This window comes from Vibrio sp. 10N.239.312.D08, from assembly GCF_041466145.1.
Taxonomy (GTDB): domain Bacteria; phylum Pseudomonadota; class Gammaproteobacteria; order Enterobacterales; family Vibrionaceae; genus Vibrio; species Vibrio crassostreae_C.
Genome location: NZ_JBFSSD010000005.1, coordinates 18,204 through 38,759, shown reverse-complemented (window position 1 = coordinate 38,759; position 20,556 = coordinate 18,204). Strand labels below are relative to the sequence as shown.

The 20,556-nt window shown below is 45.1% G+C and carries 18 protein-coding genes; all 18 read left to right on the top strand.

Going from position 1 to position 20,556, the window contains the following annotated elements:
- The first annotated feature begins 20 nt into the window (after positions 1–20).
- Complete coding sequence (tsf, locus tag AB6D58_RS04240) at positions 21–866, top strand: translation elongation factor Ts (protein ID WP_010436487.1); 846 nt, start codon at positions 21–23, stop codon at positions 864–866.
- A 155-nt stretch (positions 867–1,021) separates the two neighbouring features.
- Positions 1,022–1,753, top strand: a complete 732-nt coding sequence (gene pyrH, locus AB6D58_RS04235) for a UMP kinase (RefSeq protein ID WP_017060742.1) — start codon at positions 1,022–1,024, stop codon at positions 1,751–1,753.
- A gap of 98 nt (positions 1,754–1,851) precedes the next feature.
- Positions 1,852–2,409 (top strand): ribosome recycling factor, encoded by a 558-nt coding sequence (gene frr, locus AB6D58_RS04230; protein ID WP_017060741.1) that lies wholly within the window; start codon positions 1,852–1,854, stop codon positions 2,407–2,409.
- A 98-nt stretch (positions 2,410–2,507) separates the two neighbouring features.
- Entirely contained in the window at positions 2,508–3,260 is a 753-nt protein-coding gene (locus AB6D58_RS04225; RefSeq protein WP_017063364.1) for an isoprenyl transferase, read from the top strand.
- 15 nt (positions 3,261–3,275) lie between these two features.
- Positions 3,276–4,118, top strand: coding sequence for a phosphatidate cytidylyltransferase (locus AB6D58_RS04220; RefSeq protein ID WP_017063365.1), 843 nt, complete (start codon positions 3,276–3,278; stop codon positions 4,116–4,118).
- 51 nt (positions 4,119–4,169) lie between these two features.
- Positions 4,170–5,378 carry a 1-deoxy-D-xylulose-5-phosphate reductoisomerase gene (gene ispC / locus AB6D58_RS04215; RefSeq protein WP_017060737.1) on the top strand — a complete coding sequence of 403 codons (1,209 nt, stop codon included), beginning with the start codon at positions 4,170–4,172 and terminating at the stop codon, positions 5,376–5,378.
- Positions 5,375–6,733, top strand: a complete 1,359-nt coding sequence (gene rseP, locus AB6D58_RS04210; protein ID WP_017060736.1) for a sigma E protease regulator RseP — start codon at positions 5,375–5,377, stop codon at positions 6,731–6,733. The genes ispC and rseP overlap by 4 nt, the downstream gene beginning before the upstream one ends.
- Before the next feature lie 48 nt (positions 6,734–6,781).
- Positions 6,782–9,187, top strand: a complete 2,406-nt coding sequence (gene bamA / locus AB6D58_RS04205; RefSeq protein WP_372127838.1) for an outer membrane protein assembly factor BamA — start codon at positions 6,782–6,784, stop codon at positions 9,185–9,187.
- Between the two features lie 27 nt (positions 9,188–9,214).
- The gene (locus AB6D58_RS04200; RefSeq protein WP_372156573.1) at positions 9,215–9,715 is read left to right on the top strand and encodes an OmpH family outer membrane protein; all 501 of its coding nucleotides are present in this window, start codon (positions 9,215–9,217) and stop codon (positions 9,713–9,715) included.
- A 5-nt stretch (positions 9,716–9,720) separates the two neighbouring features.
- Positions 9,721–10,752: a UDP-3-O-(3-hydroxymyristoyl)glucosamine N-acyltransferase gene (gene lpxD, locus AB6D58_RS04195; RefSeq protein WP_017066404.1), complete on the top strand. Its 1,032-nt coding sequence runs from the start codon at positions 9,721–9,723 to the stop codon at positions 10,750–10,752.
- A gap of 93 nt (positions 10,753–10,845) precedes the next feature.
- Positions 10,846–11,298, top strand: coding sequence for a 3-hydroxyacyl-ACP dehydratase FabZ (gene fabZ, locus AB6D58_RS04190; RefSeq protein ID WP_009847408.1), 453 nt, complete (start codon positions 10,846–10,848; stop codon positions 11,296–11,298).
- A 1-nt stretch (position 11,299) separates the two neighbouring features.
- Positions 11,300–12,088 (top strand): acyl-ACP--UDP-N-acetylglucosamine O-acyltransferase, encoded by a 789-nt coding sequence (lpxA, locus tag AB6D58_RS04185; RefSeq protein WP_017066405.1) that lies wholly within the window; start codon positions 11,300–11,302, stop codon positions 12,086–12,088.
- 129 nt (positions 12,089–12,217) lie between these two features.
- Positions 12,218–13,414: a lipid-A-disaccharide synthase gene (gene lpxB, locus AB6D58_RS04180; protein ID WP_050619939.1), complete on the top strand. Its 1,197-nt coding sequence runs from the start codon at positions 12,218–12,220 to the stop codon at positions 13,412–13,414.
- Positions 13,415–13,447: 33 nt separating this feature from the next.
- Positions 13,448–14,068: a ribonuclease HII gene (rnhB, locus tag AB6D58_RS04175; RefSeq protein WP_017063371.1), complete on the top strand. Its 621-nt coding sequence runs from the start codon at positions 13,448–13,450 to the stop codon at positions 14,066–14,068.
- A 113-nt stretch (positions 14,069–14,181) separates the two neighbouring features.
- Entirely contained in the window at positions 14,182–17,661 is a 3,480-nt protein-coding gene (gene dnaE / locus AB6D58_RS04170) for a DNA polymerase III subunit alpha (RefSeq protein WP_050649624.1), read from the top strand.
- A 45-nt stretch (positions 17,662–17,706) separates the two neighbouring features.
- Positions 17,707–18,666 carry an acetyl-CoA carboxylase carboxyl transferase subunit alpha gene (gene accA / locus AB6D58_RS04165; RefSeq protein WP_017060731.1) on the top strand — a complete coding sequence of 320 codons (960 nt, stop codon included), beginning with the start codon at positions 17,707–17,709 and terminating at the stop codon, positions 18,664–18,666.
- A gap of 124 nt (positions 18,667–18,790) precedes the next feature.
- The gene (gene tilS, locus AB6D58_RS04160; RefSeq protein WP_017060730.1) at positions 18,791–20,125 is read left to right on the top strand and encodes a tRNA lysidine(34) synthetase TilS; all 1,335 of its coding nucleotides are present in this window, start codon (positions 18,791–18,793) and stop codon (positions 20,123–20,125) included.
- 46 nt (positions 20,126–20,171) lie between these two features.
- The gene (locus AB6D58_RS04155; protein ID WP_170791809.1) at positions 20,172–20,495 is read left to right on the top strand and encodes a cytochrome c; all 324 of its coding nucleotides are present in this window, start codon (positions 20,172–20,174) and stop codon (positions 20,493–20,495) included.
- Positions 20,496–20,556: the final 61 nt, after the last annotated feature.

Below are 20,556 nucleotides of genomic sequence, written 5' to 3'. Positions count from 1 at the left end.
AATTTACTGAGGAATAGAGAATGGCAACTGTAACTGCAGCTCTAGTTAAAGAACTTCGTGAACGCACAGCTGCGGGCATGATGGAATGTAAAAAAGCACTTGTTGCTGCTGAAGGCGACATCGAGCTAGCAATTGAAAACATGCGTAAATCTGGCGCAGCGAAAGCAGCTAAAAAAGCTGGTAACGTTGCTGCTGAAGGCGCAATCATCATCAAAGAAGCAAACGGCGCAGCTGCTCTTCTTGAAGTTAACTGCCAAACTGATTTCGTAGCTAAAGATGCAGGTTTCCTTGCATTCGCTAACGAAGTTGCTGAAGTTGCTCTAGCAGAACGTCTAGAAATCGCTGCTCTTCAAGCTAAATTTGAAGAAGCGCGTATTGCACTAGTAACTAAGATCGGTGAAAACATCAACATCCGTCGCGTACAATTCGTTGAAGGTGTTGCACTAGCTTCTTACCGTCACGGCGAGAAAATCGGTGTTGTTGTTGCTGGTGAAGGCGAAGCTGAAACGCTTAAGCACGTTGCAATGCACGTTGCTGCATCACGTCCTGAGTTCCTAAACCCAGAAGACGTACCTGCAGACGTAGTTGAGAAAGAAAAAGCAGTTCAAGTTGAAATCGCTATGAACGAAGGCAAACCAGCTGAAATCGCAGAGAAAATGGTTGTTGGCCGTATGAAGAAATTCACGGGCGAAATCTCTCTAACTGGTCAAGCTTTCATCATGGAGCCTAAGCAAACTGTTGGCGCTATCCTGAAAGAGAAAGGCGCTTCAGTATCTGACTTCGTACGTCTAGAAGTTGGTGAAGGCATCGAGAAAGCGGCTGAAATGAGCTTCGCTGACGAAGTTGCTGCGGTACAAAAAGGTTAATCCTTAGCGTATTGTTTGAAAAAGACCGTGGCAAATGCTGCGGTCTTTTTATGAATAATGAATTATTTCCGACTTTTAGCTGTTATGAATGCAAACTGAGCTCTTCAGTTTTTATCCATGACTGTTAATCATCAACTCTTTGGAAGGTAAACTCCATGACTACGAACCCTAAACCAGTGTATCAACGTATTCTGTTAAAACTTAGCGGTGAAGCGCTACAAGGCGAAGAAGGTTTTGGTATTGACCCAACGATCCTTGATCGTATGGCTCAAGAAGTAAAAGAATTGGTTGAACTAGGCGTTCAAGTTGGTGTTGTTATCGGTGGCGGTAACTTGTTCCGTGGTGCTGGTCTTGCTGAAGCTGGCATGAACCGCGTTGTTGGTGACCACATGGGTATGCTTGCAACGGTAATGAACGGCCTTGCAATGCGTGACGCTCTTCACCGTGCTTACGTAAACGCACGTGTAATGTCTGCAATCCCTCTTAAAGGTGTGTGTGACGACTACAACTGGGCAGATGCAATCAGCCAACTACGTCAAGGTCGCGTTGTGATCTTCTCTGCTGGTACGGGTAACCCATTCTTCACTACGGATTCTGCTGCATGTCTACGTGGTATCGAAATCGAAGCTGACGTAGTTCTAAAAGCGACAAAAGTAGATGGTGTATTTACTTCTGACCCTGTAGCAAACCCAGACGCAGAGTTGTATGATACGTTGTCTTACAACACGGTTCTTGATAAAGAACTTAAAGTAATGGACTTGGCTGCATTTACGCTAGCACGTGATCACAAAATGCCAATCCGTGTATTTAACATGAATAAACCAGGCGCACTACGTCGCGTGGTTATGGGTGAAACTGAAGGTACATTAATCAGCGACGCTGACTAATTTTTCGGGCTTACTGAGGTGTTGTACCTTGGTAAGCTTATCCTTATCACTCCAAATAAAAAGCTTTCTTGAAGAAAGAACATAATCAAGGTGAAATTGTGATTAACGAAATCAAAAAAGACGCTCAAGAGCGCATGGTAAAAAGTGTTGATGCACTAAAAAACAGCCTGCAAAAGATTCGTACAGGCCGTGCGCACCCGAGCCTACTTTCTGGTCTTACTGTTGAGTACTACGGTGCTCCAACGCCTTTGACTCAAGTAGCTAACGTTATCGCTGAAGATGCACGTACACTAGCTATTACAGTGTTTGATAAAACACTGACTCCTCTAGTTGAAAAAGCAATCCTGACATCTGACCTAGGCCTAAACCCTATGTCTGCGGGTACAGTTATCCGTGTTCCACTTCCACCGCTAACGGAAGAGCGTCGTAAAGACCTAGTTAAAATCGTTCGTGGCGAAGCTGAAGGTGGCCGTGTTGCTATCCGTAACATCCGTCGTGACGCGAATGGCGATCTAAAAGCACTTCTTAAAGATAAAGAAATCTCTGAAGATGAAGATCGTAAAGCACAAGACGAAATTCAAAAGCTAACTGACGCTGCGGTTAAGAACGTAGACGAAGTTCTAGCTGTTAAAGAAAAAGAGTTGATGGAAGTTTAATTTTCCATATTCTTTTCTTTCCGGAAAAACGCTGTACTCACGGTGCAGCGTTTTTTTATGCTACTCTGTTCGACTATTAGAATTTGATTCACTCTTTTATGCATAATTCTCAAGCGTTCACAGACTCTCTTCCTAAACACATTGCTATCATTATGGATGGTAATGGTCGCTGGGCAAAAGCTCAGGGCAAGCCTCGCGTCTTTGGCCATAAAAACGGTGTTCAAGCCGTTCGTAAAACTATCTCTTCTGCAGCCAGACTTGGCATTAAAGCCGTTACTCTTTTTGCATTTAGTAGCGAAAACTGGCGTCGTCCTGAAGAAGAAGTCGGTATCTTGATGGAACTGTTTATTTCAGTGCTGTCGAGTGAAGTTAAAAAGCTTCATAAAAATAATCTACAACTTCGTGTTATTGGTGATAAAAGTCGTTTCAATGATCGACTACAAAAGAAGATAGAAGAAGCGGAAGCTTTGACTAGCACCAATACGGGTATGGTTATTAATATTGCAGCTAACTACGGCGGTAAGTGGGATATTCAGCAAGCAATGACCTCTATTGCTCAACAGGTAAAGTCTGGTGATATTAATGTAGATGACATTGATGAAGCTATGATTACACAGCACCTGACAATGGCAGATATTCCTGAAGTCGATCTACTTATCCGTACCAGTGGCGAATGCCGCATTAGTAATTTTATGCTTTGGCAGTTGGCTTACGCCGAAATGTATTTCACTGAACAATTCTGGCCAGACTTTAATGAAGACAGCTTAGTAGAAGCTGTGACTTGGTTTGTTAACCGTGAGCGTCGTTTTGGATGCACCGGTGAGCAAATTAAAGCTCTGATGGACAGTTAATAAGGATTTTTTGGTTTGAAACAACGAATTATTACGGCGTTGATTTTAGCTCCCCTAGTTATTCTAGGTATTTTCGAGTTATCACTTCCTACATTTATTCTTTCACTAGCGGTAATCTCGCTATTGGGTTTTTGGGAGTGGACTCAGTTTGTTGAAAGCAAATCACGTTATGTAGCGTTGATTCCAACGGTTGTGGTAAGTGCTGCAAGTTTTGCTTTTATCCCTTTTGATGCATTTAGCCTTAATAACTTGTCTACTGCTCACTACGCCATTCTAACGATTGGCTCGATTTGGTGGGTAATCGCGAGTGGCATGGCGGTGACTTATCCTAAGTCTATGCCTGCATGGAAAGACTCTTCTCTTCTTCGTCACGCCTTTGGTGTGCTGACTCTGCTGCCATTCTTCTGGAGTGTGGTTATCCTGCGTGCTAACGGTATCGATGCTGATCCTTACCACGGTGCTAAACTGGTGATGTTTGTTTGCTTGCTTGTTTGGGCTGCAGATAGCGGCGCATACTTTTCAGGAAAGAGTTTTGGTAAGCGTAAAATGGCACCAGCGGTAAGCCCTAATAAGACGATTGAAGGTCTTATCGGTGGCATTATTACTGCGGTGATCGTGGCTTGGATCTTTGCTGACTTGTTTGACATCCAATTCACAAGCCCACTTCACATGATTGTTATTACCCTTGTGACCGTTGTTATTTCTGTTCTAGGTGACCTTGTTGAAAGCATGTTTAAGCGTGTTTCTGGGGTGAAAGACAGCAGTAATCTGATTCCTGGTCATGGTGGTATACTAGATAGAATAGATAGCTTAACGGCTGCATTCCCTGTCTTTGCTCTGCTTTATTTAGCATTCTAATAAAAAAGGGCAGTGATTCTGCCCTTTATTACATTTCTACGGTCATATGTGATGCGAAATCTAACTATCCTTGGCGCTACCGGCTCAATTGGTGCAAGTACACTAAAAGTCGTTGAGCAAAACCCAGATCTCTATTCAGTGGTTGCACTGGCTGCAGGCTCGAATGTTGAAAAGATGCTGGCGTTAGTTGAAAAGTGGCAACCAAGCTATGTTGCTATGGCTTGCTCTGATGCAGCGTCTCAACTGACTGAAGTGTTGTCCGTGAGTTACCCTAACGTAAAAGTACTTTCAGGCACTGAAGGCATGTGTCAGGTTGCTTCTCTAGAGGAAGTGGACACGGTAATGGCCGCGATTGTTGGTGCCGCTGGTTTACTTCCTACTATGTCTGCGGTTAAAGCGGGCAAGCGTATCTTGCTTGCAAACAAAGAAGCTTTGGTGATGTCTGGGCAGTTGTTTATCGACGCCGTGGAAAAATACGGTGCAGAGCTGCTTCCTGTCGATAGCGAGCATAATGCTATTTTCCAATGCCTTCCGCAGAACGTACAAACTAACCTAGGCCGCTGTAACCTTGAAGAAAACGGCATTAACCATATTCTTCTGACTGGTTCTGGTGGTCCTTTCCGTTATACCGATGTGGCTGAACTCGAATCAGTGACTCCTGAACGCGCAATTGCACACCCTAACTGGTCTATGGGGCCTAAGATCTCTGTCGATTCTGCGACTATGATGAATAAAGGGCTAGAGTACATTGAAGCGAAATGGCTATTTAATGCTTCTCAGGAGCAGTTAAAGGTCATCATTCACCCGCAGTCTGTGATTCACTCGATGGTTCAGTACAAGGATGGCTCTGTGCTTGCTCAAATGGGCGAACCAGATATGGCAACGCCAATCGCTTTGACGATGTCTTACCCTAATCGTACCGAGGCGGGTGTTAAGCCTTTAGACTTTACTAAAGTGGGTGAGCTTACCTTCTTAGAACCAGATTTCAGTCGTTACCCGTGTTTGAGGTTAGCGATTGAAGCGTGCTACTTAGGTCAGCATGCGACAACAGCCATTAATGCAGCAAACGAGATCGCGGTCGATGCTTTCTTGAACAATCAGGTGAAGTTTACCGATATTGCTGTCATTAACGAACACGTTATGAGCAAAGTATGTGAACAACATAACTCTGAGGGTTTAGATAGCTTGGAAAGCCTTCTCGAGCTCGATAATATGTCTCGTCAAATAGCCATTCAATTTATTAAAGAGCAGCTAGCATGAGTGGAATTCTGTGGAACTTCGCATCTTTTATCGTAGCGCTTGGCATTCTGGTTGCTGTTCATGAGTTTGGACACTTCTGGGTCGCTCGTCGTTGTGGTGTGAAAGTTGAAAAATTCTCGATTGGTTTTGGTAAATCAATCTGGAGTAAAGTGGGCCGTGATGGTACTGAATACAGCTTGTCAGTGATTCCACTGGGCGGCTACGTTAAGATGCTCGATGGTCGTGTTGACGATCTTTCTGAAGATCAACAGCAATACGCTTTCGACAAGAAGCCGCTTTGGAAACGAACGGCGATTGTGGGTGCAGGCCCTGCATTCAATTTTATCTTTGCGGTGTTCGCGTATTGGTTAGTATTTTTGATTGGCGTACCCGCGGTTAAGCCCGTGATTGGTGAAGTCACTCCACAATCTATTGCTGCACAAGCCGGAATTGAAACTGGAATGGAACTTAAATCTATTTCAGGAATCAAAACCGCAGATTGGGAATCAGTCAATATGGGGTTGATATCGCACATTGGTGATCAATCCATGACAGTGACGGTTGCTTCTCAAGACGACATCGGCTTTGAGCAACAAATGACATTGGATATTTCAGACTGGTCGTTCAACCCAGAAACTGAATCTGCAATGACAACGCTGGGCTTTAGACCGTATTCTCCAGAGATATCGACCGTACTGGCTCAAATCATTGATGATGGCGCTGCATACGATGCAGGTCTTGAAGCTGGCGATAAAATTGTTGAGATTAACGGGCAACCTATTGAACAGTGGCAGTCGGTTGTTGAGTTAATTCGTGCTAATCCAATGACATCATTGGACTTGGTCGTATTGCGAAATGGTGCCGAGCAGTCATTGGTTATGACACCCAAAAGTCGAGAGCTTTCTGATGGTTCGACAATCGGCTATGCAGGTATTGCTCCGGAAGTCGCAGAATGGCCAGAAGATTATCGCTTTGAGTTACAATTTGGTGTAATTGAGTCTGTAGGAAAAGCATTTGATAAAACAGGTCAAATCATTGGATTGACACTGACAATGCTTAAGAAGCTCATCGTTGGTGATGTTGGCTTAAACAACTTGAGTGGCCCTATTTCAATCGCTAAAGGTGCAGGTACAACCGCCGATTATGGTCTGGTTTACTTCTTGGGCTTTTTGGCTCTGATTAGTGTTAACTTAGGGATTATTAATTTGGTTCCGCTGCCTATGCTTGATGGCGGACATTTGCTCTTTTTCGCTATTGAGGCCGTTACTCGTAAACCGGTGCCTGAAAAAGTTCAGGAAATGGGATACAGAGTGGGAGGTGCAATCCTCTTCTCTTTGATGGCTCTGGCAATATTTAATGATTTTACTCGTCTGTGAATGGTTTCTCACAGGCATTGGTAGTAGCAAGGAATAATTAGAATAAGTATGGCGATTAAGCAAATTCTGTTCGCAAGTCTATTGGCCACTAGTGTGGCTGCGAACGGAGCACAAAACTTTGTGGTTCAAGATATCAAGATCGAAGGTTTACAGCGTGTTGCACTTGGTGCTGCTCTACTGAAAATGCCAGTGCGTATTGGCGATGAAGTGGATGAAAGCGATGTATCTGAGATCATTCGTGCACTGTATGCTTCAGGTAACTTCGAGGACGTTAAAGTCCTTCGCGATGAAGGTGTTTTAGTTGTTCAAGTGAAAGAACGACCGACCATCGCGAGCATTTCATTCTCGGGTAACAAAGCGATCAAAGAAGAGCAACTTCAGCAGAACCTAGATGCGTCTGGTGTTCGTGAAGGTGAAGCCCTTGACCGTACTACGCTGAGTAACATTGAAAAAGGCCTTGAAGATTTTTACTACAGTGTTGGTAAGTACAACGCGACAGTAAAAGCGGTTGTGACACCTCTGCCACGTAACCGTTCTGACCTTAAGTTTGTGTTTACTGAGGGCGTATCCGCTAAGATTCAGCAAATCAACTTTATCGGTAATGAAGTCTTCTCTGACTCTGAACTGCTTAGTCGTTTCAATCTGAATGTTGATGTTGCATGGTGGAATTTCCTTGCGGATGAAAAATACCAAAAGCAAGTATTAGCCGGTGATATCGAAGCGCTGAAATCTTACTACCTTGACCGTGGTTACCTTAAGTTTAAGGTTGACTCTACGCAGGTGGCGATCTCTCCAGACAAAAAAGGTGTTTACATCACGCTTGGCCTCGATGAAGGCGAAGCCTACACCGTTAAAGATGTCTCTTTCCGTGGTGAATTAATCGGTCGTGAGGCTGACTTCGAAGCGTTAGTGCCATTCGAAGACGGCGATACGTACAACGGTTCTTCGGTAACGTCTTTGGAAGAGAACGTAAAACGAATTCTTGGTGAATCTGGCTACGCGTACCCACAAGTTCGCACGATTCCTGAATTTGACGATGAGACCAAAGAAGTGTCGTTGGTTATCAATGTAGAAGCGGGCAGCCGTATCTATGTTCGTGATATTCGATTCACGGGTAACAACTCAACGAAAGACGAAGTACTGCGTCGTGAAATGCGTCAAATGGAAGGCAGCTGGCTTAACTCTAAGTCCATTGATACCGGTAAGAGCCGTCTTAACCGTTTAGGTTTCTTTGAAACGGTTGATGTACAAACAGTGCGTGTTCCTGGCAGTGAAGACCAAGTTGATTTGGTTTACAACGTTAAGGAAGCGAACTCAGGCAGTATCAACTTTGGTGTTGGCTACGGTACTGAATCAGGTGTTAGTTTCCAAGTTGGTTTGCAACAAGATAACTTTGCAGGTTCAGGTAACCGTGTTGGCGTAAGTGCCATGATGAATGATTACCAAAAGAACGTGAGCTTAGACTACCGTGACCCATACTGGAACCTTGATGGTGTGAGCTTAGGCGGTAAGATCTTCTACAACGAATTTGAAGCCTCTGAAGCGGGCATCGTCGACTATACCAACCAAAGTTACGGTACCAGCCTAACATGGGGTTTCCCTATGGATGAGCTGAACCGTATCGAGTTTGGTGTGGGCTATACGCACAACAAGATCGGTAACGTACCGACTTATATCCAAGTTGAACAGTTCGCGAGAAGTATCGACCAATACGGTGACGAGCACATCTTAACCGATGACTTCGATATCAATATTTCATGGACGCGTAACAATTTGAACCGTGGTTTCTTCCCAACTGAGGGTAACCACCAACGTGCTTTCGCTAAAATGACGGTACCAGGCTCTGATGCTCAGTACTTCAAAATGCAGTACGATGTAAAACATTACATCCCGCTGACCAAAAAGCATGAGTTCACACTATTGATGCGCGGCCGATTAGGCTATGGTAATGGTTATGGTCAAACAGATGGTAACGATAACTTGTTCCCATTCTACGAGAACTACTACGCAGGTGGTTTTACAACCCTACGTGGCTTTGGTTCTAACTCAGCTGGCCCGAAAGCCGTTTACGGAAGCAGCACAGGTAACAACCCAACCTATGATACCGCTACTGATGATTCGGTGGGTGGTAACGCGGTTGCCTTAGCAAGCTTAGAGTTAATTGTACCAACGCCGTTTGCTTCTGATGAAGCGCGCAGCCAGATTCGAACCAGTGTTTTCTTCGACATGGCAAGTGTATGGGACACAGAGTTCGTAGACCGCGGCGCACCAAATAGTGGCAGCCAGTACTACTACGATTACTCTGACCCAACAAATTACCGTTCATCTTATGGTGCCGCTCTTCAATGGATGTCACCAATGGGCCCACTGGTTTTCTCTCTAGCGAAACCAATTAAAGTTTACGAAGGTGATGATGAAGAGTTCTTCACATTTACCATTGGTAGAACTTTCTAATATTTAAAGGACAATATTTTGAAAAATATGATTAAAGCAGCAGGTTTAGGCCTTGTAGTTCTTAGCTCTTCTTTCTTTGCAACAGCTGCTGAAGCTGCGCAAAAAGTGGGTTATGTAAACACTGCACAAGTATTCCAGGCTCTACCTCAGCGTGAAGTTGTTCTTCAAAAAATGCAGGATGAGTTCAAAGATAAAGCGGCTGAGCTACAAAGCATTCAAGCTGAAGCGAAAACCAAGATTGAAAAGCTTAAGCGTGATGGCGAGCTACTAGGTCCTGAAGAAGTTGAGAAGCTTCGTATCGAAGTTGGCCAACTAGACAGCAAGTACAAAATCAAAGCTCAAGCATTAGAAAAAGCAAGTCAACGTCGTGAAGCACAAGAGAAGCAGAAGCTGTTCAAAGTGATTCAAGATGCTGTAACTAAAGTTGCAGAGAAAGAAGGCTACGACATGATCGTTGATATTCAAGCTCTACAATACGGTAAGCCTGAATACAACATCTCTGAGCAAGTAATTAAATCACTGAAATAAGTTTTATGAAGAACCTGACTTTAGCCGAATTGGCAACGATTACTGGGGGAGAGCTACACGGAGACGGTACGATTACCGTCTCAGCAGTCGCTCCTATGGATAAAGCGCAAGAAGGTAACATTACGTTCCTTTCTAACGTGAAGTACAGCAAGCACCTAGGTGACTGTAAAGCGTCCGCTATTATGGTTAAAGAGAGTGAGCGCGAATTGTGTAAGACCAACGTTATTGTGGTTAGTGACCCTTACGTTGCTTTTGCTAAGGTTGCTCAAGCGCTTGATACTACTCCTGCACCCGCAGCGGCTATTGCTGATTCTGCTTCAATCTCTAGCGATGCAACTATTGGACAAAATGTGTCTATTGGTGCGAACGCTGTGATTGAGTCTGGTGTAGTACTTAGTGATGATGTGATCATCGGTGCTGGTTGCTTTATTGGTAAAAATGCAAAAATTGGCGCAGGCACTAAGCTGTGGGCTAACGTAAGTGTTTACCATGAAGTTGTGATTGGTGAAGCATGTCTGATCCAATCAAGTACTGTTATTGGCTCTGATGGCTTTGGTTATGCGAACGAGAAAGGCGAATGGGTTAAGATCCCGCAAGTCGGCTCTGTTCGCATTGGTAACCGCGTAGAAATTGGCGCGTGTACTACCATCGACCGCGGCGCATTAGATGACACAATCATCGAAGACAACGTTATCCTAGATAACCAACTCCAGATTGCTCACAATGTTCACATCGGATATGGTTCAGCTCTTGCTGGTGGTACTATCATTGCAGGCAGCACGACGATAGGTAAGTACTGTATTATTGGTGGTGGTTGTGTGATTAATGGTCACATTGAAATCGTTGACGGCGTTACAATCACCGGTATGGGGATGGTAATGCGCAGCATCACTGAGAAAGGCATGTACTCTTCGGGTATTCCTTTACAGCCAAATAAAGACTGGCGTAAAACAGCGACGCGAGTTCATCGTATTGATGAAATGAACAAGCGTTTGAAAACCGTTGAAAAACTTATTGAGAAGAGCGCGGAATCATAATTCCAGCATTTCTAATAAAAGGCTCGCGTACAGCGAGTCTTTTTCGTTTATAATCCTTCTAATTAAATAAAGAATATACATAGGAATACGACTTTGACTACTGAACAGACAACGATGAACATTACTGAAATTCAGGAACTACTACCTCATCGCTACCCATTCTTAATGGTTGATCGTGTGACTAGCTTTGAAAAAGAAAAAACACTGACCGCAATTAAGAATGTTTCTGTTAACGAACCTCAGTTCACAGGCCACTTCCCTCAGCTTCCTGTATTCCCAGGCGTGTTGATCTTAGAAGCAATGGCACAAGCAACAGGCCTTCTAGCATTCAAATCTTTCGGTGCGCCTTCTGGCAACGAGCTTTACTACTTTGCAAGTGTTGATAAAGCAAAATTCCGTAAGCCAGTAGTACCTGGTGACCAACTGGTTATCGAAGTTGAATTCTTAAAAGAACGTCGTGGCATCGCATCGTTTAATGGTGTTGCTAAGGTTGACGGCGTAGTTGTATGTTCAGCTGAACTTAAATGTGCTCGTAGAGAGTTTTAATATGATTCATGAAACAGCGAAAATTCACCCGGCAGCAGTAATCGAAGGTGATGTAACTATCGGTGCTAACGTGACGGTTGGGCCTTTCACTTACATTGCTGGTAACGTGACCATTGGAGACGACACTGAAGTGATGTCGCACGTTGTGATCAAAGGTCACACAACCATTGGTAAAGAAAACCGTATCTTCCCACACGCTGTTATCGGTGAAGAAAACCAAGATAAGAAATACGGCGGCGAAGACACAACAGTTGTGATCGGTGATCGCAACGTAATTCGTGAAGCGGTTCAAATCCATCGTGGTACGGTTCAAGACAAAGCAACCACAGTGATTGGTGATGACAACTTACTTTGTGTTAATGCTCACGTAGCGCACGATGTTATTGTTGGTAACCACACTCACATTGGTAACAACGCTATTCTTGGCGGTCATGTAACGGTTGGCGACTACGCTGGTGTTATGGCACTTTCTGCGATTCACCCATTCTGCTCAATTGGTGCTTACGCATACATTGGTGGTTGTTCTGCAGTTGTTCAAGATGTACTGCCGTACGTGCTTGCACAGGGTAACCACGCGGCTCCATTCGGTCTTAATCTAGTAGGTTTGAAGCGTAACGGATTTGAAAAACCTGAAATTCGTGCACTACAGAAGGCGTACAAAGAGTTATACCGTTCAGGTAAAACACTTGAAGAAGCGAAAGTGGCTTTAGTTGAAATGGCAAAAGAGTTTACTTCGGTAGCGCCTATGCTTGAAATGCTAGAGAACTCTGAGCGCGGTATTATTCGTTAATACTCGATATGGTTATGTACCAATCAATGTGAGTATGGCAATAACTACTTCATCAGAATGGTATAACAAAAAGATCGCTACTCGTTAGGCGGTCTTTTTTGTTTTAGGCAACAAGGGAATTGAAAAACTATGGCACAGCAAGAAGCAGCAACCAATAGCTCGGACTTCGTTTCGAATGAACCATTGCGCGTAGGCATTGTTGTCGGCGAACTGTCTGGCGATACGCTTGGTGAAGGCTTTATCAAAGCGATCAAATCACAATACCCGAATGCAGAGTTCGTTGGCATTGGCGGGCCGAAAATGAAAGCCCTAGGTTGTGAGTCTCTTTTCGAGATGGAAGAGCTGGCCGTTATGGGCTTAGTTGAAGTGCTTGGCCGTTTACCTCGCTTGTTAAAAGTAAAAGCAGAGCTGGTTAAGTATTTCACTCAAAATCCACCCGATGTCTTTGTCGGTATCGACGCGCCCGATTTCAACCTAAGGCTTGAGTTAGACCTTAAGAACGCTGGTATCAAAACGGTGCATTACGTGAGCCCTTCAGTGTGGGCTTGGCGTCCAAAGCGTATCTTTAAAATCGACAAAGCAACCGACTTAGTCTTGGCTTTCTTGCCGTTCGAAAAAGCGTTCTACGATAAATATAACGTTGCCTGTGAGTTTGTTGGTCACACGTTGGCAGACGCGATTCCTTTAGAGCCTAGTAAACAAGATGCTCGAGAGCTGTTAGGTCTTGATCAAGACAAGCAGTGGTTAGCCGTATTACCGGGTAGTCGTGGTGGTGAGATGGGTTTGATTGCTCAGCCATTTATCGAAACTTGCCAACGTATCAAGCAGAAGTATCCGGATATCAATTTTGTTGTTGCGCTCGTTAACGAGCAGCGTAAAAAGCAGTTTACTGAAATCTGGCAATCGACCGCACCTGAGCTTGAATTCACGTTAGTCGAAGATACGGCAACCAACGTGATTACCGCCGCTGATTCTGTGCTCTTGGCTTCAGGTACCGTGGCTCTTGAATGTATGTTGCTTAAACGCCCTATGGTGGTTGGTTACAAAGTAAATAAGCTGACGGGTTACATTGTTAAGAAGTTGGCGATCACTGAGTTTGTGTCACTGCCGAATATTTTGGCTGGTGAAGAGATCGTGAAAGAGCATATTCTTGAAGAGTGCCACCCAGACTTTTTGTTCCCGTCTGTCGATAAAATGCTATCAGCCGATAACAGTGCCTTGATCGAACGCTTTACCGAGATGCATCACTGGATCCGTAAAGACGCAGACAAACAAGCCGCTAACGCAGTATTGAAATTGATTGACCGACCTTTTGTTGAAGCATAAAGCGCTTACTTACAGAATATTAAGAGATTAGTTATGGCAGTAAAAGAGAAAAAAGAGCTTCCTCCATTTGAATACCCGCAAGGCTACCAGCTGTTTGCTGGCGTGGATGAAGTAGGACGTGGCCCTTTGGTTGGCGACGTGGTGACTGCTGCGGTTATCCTCGATCCAAACAACCCAATTGAAGGCTTGAACGACTCAAAGAAATTATCTGAGAAAAAGCGTCTTGCGCTGCTTCCAGAAATCAAAGAGAAAGCTTTAGCGTGGTCTGTCGGTCGTTGCTCTCCACAAGAAATTGATGAGTTGAATATTCTGCAAGCGACGATGGTAGCTATGCAGCGAGCTATCGCAGGTTTGAGCGTTCAACCTGATATGGCGTTGATAGATGGAAACCGCGTTCCTGAACTGCCGATGGATGGTCTTGCTATTGTGAAGGGTGACTTGCGAGTGGCTGAAATCAGTGCGGCGTCTATTATCGCTAAAGTGGTTCGTGACCAAGAGATGGAAGATCTTGATAAACTTCATCCAGAGTTTGGTTTTGCTAAGCATAAAGGTTACCCGACCAAAGCGCATTTCGAAGCGATTGAAAAACATGGTGTAACCGAGCATTACCGCAAGAGCTTTAAGCCAGTAAAACGTATTCTTGGTATAGATTAGAGCTTTACGTTAACTAGAGCTTGGCATCTAATAAAGTTGCTAACTTGTATTAGAAAAAAATAGAATACACACAGTTGTAATCCTAGGCCTAAACCTAGAACTCAGGAAAAATAATGTCAGATCCAAAATTTGTTCACCTACGCGTACACAGTGACTTTTCGATGGTGGATGGCCTATCCAAGGTGCCACCATTAGTTAAAAAAGTCGCTGAAATGGGTATGCCTGCTCTAGCATTGACCGACTTTACCAACCTGTGTGGTTTAGTGAAGTTTTACGGTACTGCCCATGGGTGTGGGGTTAAACCTATTATTGGTGCTGACTTCTTGATGCAGTCTCCAGAATTCGGTGACGAGTTGACCAAGCTCACCGTTATCGCAACGAACAATAAAGGTTATAACAACCTAACGTTACTCATCTCAAAAGCTTACCTTCGTGGTCATGTTCAACATCAGCCTGTTATTGATAAAGAGTGGCTAATTGAGAATGCAGAAGGCCTGATCATTCTATCGGGCGCCAAAGAAGGTGAGATTGGTAAGGCGTTGCTGAAAGGTAACCGTGACTTGGTTGCAAGCAGCGTCGAGTTTTACAAAACGTACTTCGCCGATCGTTTTTACTTGGAACTGATTCGTACCGGACGACCAGATGAAGAGTCATACTTACACTTTGCGTTAGAGCTTGCTGAACAGGAAGACCTGCCTGTTGTCGCAACCAACGAAGTGGTTTTTCTAACTGAAGACCTGTTTGATGCTCACGAAATCCGCGTGGCGATCCATGATGGTTTCACTATGGTCGATCCTCGTCGCCCTAAGAACTACAGCGCGCAGCAATATCTACGTAGTGAAGAAGAGATGTGTGAGCTGTTCTCAGACATTCCTGAAGCACTTGAGAACAGTGTTGAGATTGCTAAGCGTTGTAATGTAACGGTTCGTCTGGGCGAGTACTTCCTGCCTAACTTCCCAACGGAAGGTTTGGCGATTGAAGACTTCTTGATCAAGAAATCTGAAGAAGGCCTTGAGCGACGTCTAGCGTTCCTATTCCCAGATGAAAAAGTGCGTGCTGAGCGCAGACCGGAATACGATGAGCGACTCAAGATTGAGCTCGAAGTTGTTAACAACATGGGTTTCCCAGGTTACTTCTTGATCGTAATGGAGTTCATCCAGTGGTCAAAAGACAACGATGTGCCAGTAGGTCCTGGCCGTGGTTCTGGTGCCGGCTCTCTAGTCGCTTACGCCTTGGATATCACCGATCTCGATCCACTTGAATACGATCTACTTTTCGAACGTTTCTTGAACCCAGAACGTGTATCCATGCCCGATTTCGATATCGACTTCTGTATGGATAAGCGTGACCAAGTTATTGATCACGTGGCTGAAATGTACGGTCGTGATGCCGTTTCTCAGATCATCACCTTTGGTACCATGGCGGCAAAAGCGGTAATCCGCGATGTAGGCCGTGTATTGGGCCACCCGTTTGGTTTCGTCGATCGAATTTCAAAGCTTGTACCGCCAGACCCGGGTATGACGCTAGAGAAAGCATTCCTTGCTGAACCTGCATTGCCAGAGCTTTACGATGGCGATGAAGAAGTTCGTGAGCTGATTGATAAGTGTCGCATCCTTGAAGGTTGTACGCGAAATGCCGGTAAGCACGCAGGTGGTGTTGTTATCTCACCCACCACGATCACCGATTTTGCGCCAATCTATGCCGACGCAGAAGGTAACTTCCCAGTAACGCAGTTCGATAAGAATGACGTTGAAACGGCTGGCTTGGTTAAGTTCGACTTCTTGGGGCTGCGTACCCTGACCATCATCGACTGGGCGTTAGGCCTAGTGAATCCACGTTTGAAGAAAGAGGGGAAAGAACCGGTTCGTATCGAGTCGATTCCTCTTGATGACCAAGCGTCATTTAACCTATTACAAAATTCTGAAACCACCGCGGTATTCCAGCTGGAATCGCGTGGTATGAAAGACCTTATCAAACGTCTACAGCCCGACTGTTTTGAAGATATTATCGCATTGGTAGCCCTGTTCCGTCCGGGTCCTCTGCAATCAGGCATGGTAGATAACTTTATCGACCGTAAACACGGCCGTGAAGCGGTTTCTTACCCTGATGAAACGTGGCAACACGAATCGCTGAAAGAGACGCTAGAACCTACGTACGGCATCATCCTGTATCAAGAGCAGGTAATGCAAATCGCACAGATCCTTGCTGGCTATACGCTTGGTGGAGCGGATATGTTGCGTCGTGCGATGGGTAAGAAAAAGCCAGAAGAGATGGCAAAGCAGCGTGGTACCTTTAAAGAGGGTGCTGAAGCCAATGGTGTTGATGGCGAGCTGGCCATGAAGATCTTTGACTTGGTAGAGAAATTTGCGGGCTACGGCTTTAACAAATCTCACTCCGCAGCATATGCACTGGTTTCTTATCAAACGCTATGGCTGAAAACGCACTACCCAGCGGAATTTATGGCTGCGGTAATGACGGCAGATATGGATAACACCGAGAAGGTTATTGGCCTTGTTGATGAATGTTTCCGTATGAAGCTCAAGCTTTTACCACCAGATATCAACTCGGGTCTGTACCGCTTTAACGTGGATGAAGATGGCGCGATTGTTTATGGCATCGGTGCGATCAAAGGGGTCGGTGAAGGCCCTATTGAAGCGATCATTGAAGCGCGAAATAAAGGTGGTTACTTTAAAGACTTATTCGACTTCTGTGCACGTCTTGATCTGAAGAAGGTTAATAAACGTGTTATCGAAAAGTTGATTCTATCCGGAGCCTTAGATAGATTAGGTCCTCACCGAGCGGCGATGATGGCATCTTTGAAAGATGCGGTGAAGGCAGCGAGTCAACATCACCATGCCGAGTCTTTTGGTCAATCTGATATGTTTGGCGTGTTGACCGACGCTCCGGAAGAGGTTGAACACAAGTATACCCAAGTGCCTAAATGGCCTGAGAAGGTTTGGCTTGAAGGTGAACGTGAAACGCTTGGTTTGTATTTAACGGGTCACCCGGTTAACGCTTACATCAAAGAGTTAGCGAAATACACCAGCTGTCGTTTGAAAGATGCCACGCCAACGCGTCGTGACCAATCACTAACAATTGCAGGCTTGGTGATTGCTGCGAGAGTGATGACGACGAAGCGCGGCACGCGAATTGGTTTGATGACACTTGATGACCGTTCGGGGCGAATGGAAGTGATGTTGTTCTCGGATGCGCTCGATCGCTACGCAGAATTGCTCGAAAAAGACAAAATTGTGGTCGTTTCCGGACAGGTCAGCTTTGATGATTTCAATGGCGGGCTTAAAATGTCCGCGCGCGAGGTCATGGACTTAGGAAGCGCCCGTGAGAAATATGCTCGTGGGGTGTCGATATCTATCGACCAATCCCAAATTAACGGTCAATTTTTTGAACGCTTTAGTCAAATCTTAGAACCTTATAGAGCCGGAACGGTCCCAGTCAATGTATACTACCAGCGTGCCGACGCTAGAGCGCGGTTAACATTGGGCACAGAATGGCGCGTGACGCCAAGTGATACATTACTAGACGAATTAAAACAGCTGCTTGGAAATAGCCAAGTAGAACTCGAATTTAACTAAAATTTAGCTTCGCGAATGCGGAGCTGAATCAACAAGGATTCATAGATGAGCCTGAACTTTCTAGAATTTGAAAAGCCTATCGCTGAACTTGAAGCAAAAATCGAAGCGCTACGTGACGTTTCGCGTCACGGTGGTGACACAGCGGTAGATCTAGACAAAGAAATCGAACAACTAGAGAAAAAAAGCTTAGAGCTTAAACAGAAAATCTTTAGTGACTTAGGTGCATGGCAGGTAGCTCAACTTGCTCGTCACCCTCAACGTCCTTACACCAAAGATTACCTGGAGCATGCATTCACAGAGTTTGAAGAGATGGCGGGCGATCGCGCTTACGCTGACGACAAAGCTATTGTGGGTGGTATGGCTCGTCTAAATGGCCGTCCTGTTATGGTTATTGGTCACCAGAAAGGTCGTGAGACTAAAGAGAAAGTGATCCGTAACTTTGGTATGCCAAAGCCAGAAGGTTACCGTAAGGCGCTACGTCTAATGGAAACTGCTGAGCGTTTCAACATGCCTATTATTACTTTCATCGACACAGCGGGCGCATACCCAGGTGTTGGTGCTGAAGAGCGTGGTCAATCTGAAGCTATCGCTAAAAACCTAAAAGTGATGGCTGGCCTTTCAGTTCCTGTTATCTGTAACGTTGTGGGTGAAGGCGGTTCTGGTGGTGCACTAGCGATTGGTGTTGGTGACTACGTGAACATGCTTCAGTACTCTACGTACTCAGTAATCTCTCCAGAAGGTTGTGCTTCAATCTTATGGCGCGATTCAGATAAAGCACCACAAGCAGCTGAAGCGATGGGCCTGATTGCTCCTCGTCTTAAAGAGCTTGAGCTTATCGACGAAATCATTCCTGAGCCTCTAGGTGGCGCGCACCGCGACCCTGCACAAACCGCTCAAAACATGAAAGACATGTTAGTTAAACAGCTAGAAGAGCTAGAGCAGTTTGATAACGAAACGCTGCTTGAGCGTCGTTACCAGCGTCTAATGAGCTACGGCTACTGCTGATAACTTGCCTTAGCGATAAGGCTAGCTATACGAACAAATGATGAAAGGGTTGGACTCAGTGCCAACCCTTTTTTATTATTAAAACATTATCCCTTAACACACGATCTCTTGGTTTATTAGCCTCATGACACACTTAATTGATACCTTCACATCTGTACTTGATCAAAGCGCGCTTAAGCCTTGTCGGTTGATCGTCGCTTTCAGTGGTGGTGTCGATTCACGAGTGTTGTTGGAGTTGGCTGCCCAATTCGCTAAGTCCCATCACATCGATTGCTGTGCGGTACATGTTCACCACGGCTTAAGCAACAATGCTGATTATTGGGCAGAGCAGTGCAAAACATGGTGTGATGCTTTGTCGGTATCCTTGTTCATTGAACGAGTCTCGCTAGATATTAGCCGTGGAGAAAGCGTTGAAAAGCTGGCTCGAGACGCGCGATACCAAGCCCTTAAAAAGCATATTAGACAAGGTGATGTGTTAGTGACAGGACAGCACATCGATGACCAAGTCGAGACCTTCTTGTTAGCTCTTAAGCGTGGCAGTGGTCCGAAAGGGCTCTCTTCAATGGCGAAAGTGATGCCATTTTCAGGTGCTCATATCGTTCGCCCACTGCTGTCGGTGACGAGAACGGATATTGAAGTGGCGGCGCGCGATATGGCTTTAACTTGGGTAGAAGATGAGAGTAATCAAGACGTTCGCTTTGACCGTAATTTTATTCGTCATCAAGTCACTCCGACACTGACCGAGCGTTGGCCTAGTTTTCGAGAATCGGTCAGTCGTAGTGCTCAGCTATGTGCAGAGCAAGAGTTACTGTTGGATGAGTTGTTAGAATCTCACTTACAACAAGCTTTGACTGAGAAGCACAGCTTAAGTATTGAGGTATTATCTCAGTACTCTGATTTACTGCGTGCACGCTTATTAAGAATGTGGTTGAGCCGCTGTAATCAACCGATGCCGAGCCAAAAGCAGCTCAAACTTATATGGGATGAGGTGGCATGTGCTCAGGCAGACGCCAACCCTAAGCTGGTGTTGAATGAGGTTGAGGTTAGACGTTTTAATCATCAGCTCCATGTCGTAAAAGAGACCAAAGACTTGTCGAACTGGCAAAGTGATATCTCGATGGAAGAGAGCTTAGTTTTGCCTGACGGTTTAGGGGAACTACACTTAACTTCAGCGGCGAGTGATGGTGTATCTAACCACTGTGATGCGCAACATTTTAGTCTCAACACAACGAGAGGAACACTGCGAGTGATATTTAACCCTGAGGGATTGTCAGCACACCCTGTTGGGCGCGGTCATAGCAGGAAGCTTAAGAAGTTGTTTCAAGAGTACCAAGTACCCAGTTGGTTAAGACGCAGAACGCCGATATTAATGGATGGCGATCGAGTGATCGCTGTTTTAGGCTTATTCGTAGATAAAAACTACGAAGGTCAAGATTGTGAAGCGCTTTGGAGCAAGTAGAAAAAGTTTATGTCACAATTCACCGTCACTTTAATAAAAATAATTAATGGAATATGCAATGAAGAAAATTACACTAGGATTAGTTCTTGGATTTGGACTATTGAGTGGTAACGCTCTGGCGGCTGATGTTGCTGCGGGTCAAGCTAAAGCAGCAATCTGTGCGGCATGTCATGGTGCAGACGGTATCGCAGTGATCCCTGGCTATCCAAACCTTAAAGGTCAAAACGAGCAATACATCGCTTCATCAATTAAGGCCTATAAGAATGGCCAGCGCACCGGCGGTTTGGCCGCTGTAATGCAGGCTCAAGCTTCAATGCTGAGTGATGAAGACATCGCGAATCTAGCCGCTTACTACGCAAGCCTTAAGTAAAACCTTCTCAAAGCGCTGATTAAACAAGATGATAAATTTCGAGCCAGAGCTTTAAAGCTCT

Coding starts and splice junctions, on each gene's coding strand:
- tsf (WP_010436487.1), top strand. CDS start 21: ATGGCAACTGTAACTGCAGCTCTAGTTAAAGAACTTCGTGAACGCACA.
- rseP (WP_017060736.1), top strand. CDS start 5,375: ATGAGTGGAATTCTGTGGAACTTCGCATCTTTTATCGTAGCGCTTGGC.
- ispC (WP_017060737.1), top strand. CDS start 4,170: ATGCGAAATCTAACTATCCTTGGCGCTACCGGCTCAATTGGTGCAAGT.
- AB6D58_RS04155 (WP_170791809.1), top strand. CDS start 20,172: ATGGAATATGCAATGAAGAAAATTACACTAGGATTAGTTCTTGGATTT.
- lpxD (WP_017066404.1), top strand. CDS start 9,721: ATGAAGAACCTGACTTTAGCCGAATTGGCAACGATTACTGGGGGAGAG.
- accA (WP_017060731.1), top strand. CDS start 17,707: ATGAGCCTGAACTTTCTAGAATTTGAAAAGCCTATCGCTGAACTTGAA.
- pyrH (WP_017060742.1), top strand. CDS start 1,022: ATGACTACGAACCCTAAACCAGTGTATCAACGTATTCTGTTAAAACTT.
- lpxB (WP_050619939.1), top strand. CDS start 12,218: ATGGCACAGCAAGAAGCAGCAACCAATAGCTCGGACTTCGTTTCGAAT.
- dnaE (WP_050649624.1), top strand. CDS start 14,182: ATGTCAGATCCAAAATTTGTTCACCTACGCGTACACAGTGACTTTTCG.
- tilS (WP_017060730.1), top strand. CDS start 18,791: ATGACACACTTAATTGATACCTTCACATCTGTACTTGATCAAAGCGCG.
- lpxA (WP_017066405.1), top strand. CDS start 11,300: ATGATTCATGAAACAGCGAAAATTCACCCGGCAGCAGTAATCGAAGGT.
- AB6D58_RS04225 (WP_017063364.1), top strand. CDS start 2,508: ATGCATAATTCTCAAGCGTTCACAGACTCTCTTCCTAAACACATTGCT.
- AB6D58_RS04200 (WP_372156573.1), top strand. CDS start 9,215: ATGATTAAAGCAGCAGGTTTAGGCCTTGTAGTTCTTAGCTCTTCTTTC.
- rnhB (WP_017063371.1), top strand. CDS start 13,448: ATGGCAGTAAAAGAGAAAAAAGAGCTTCCTCCATTTGAATACCCGCAA.
- bamA (WP_372127838.1), top strand. CDS start 6,782: ATGGCGATTAAGCAAATTCTGTTCGCAAGTCTATTGGCCACTAGTGTG.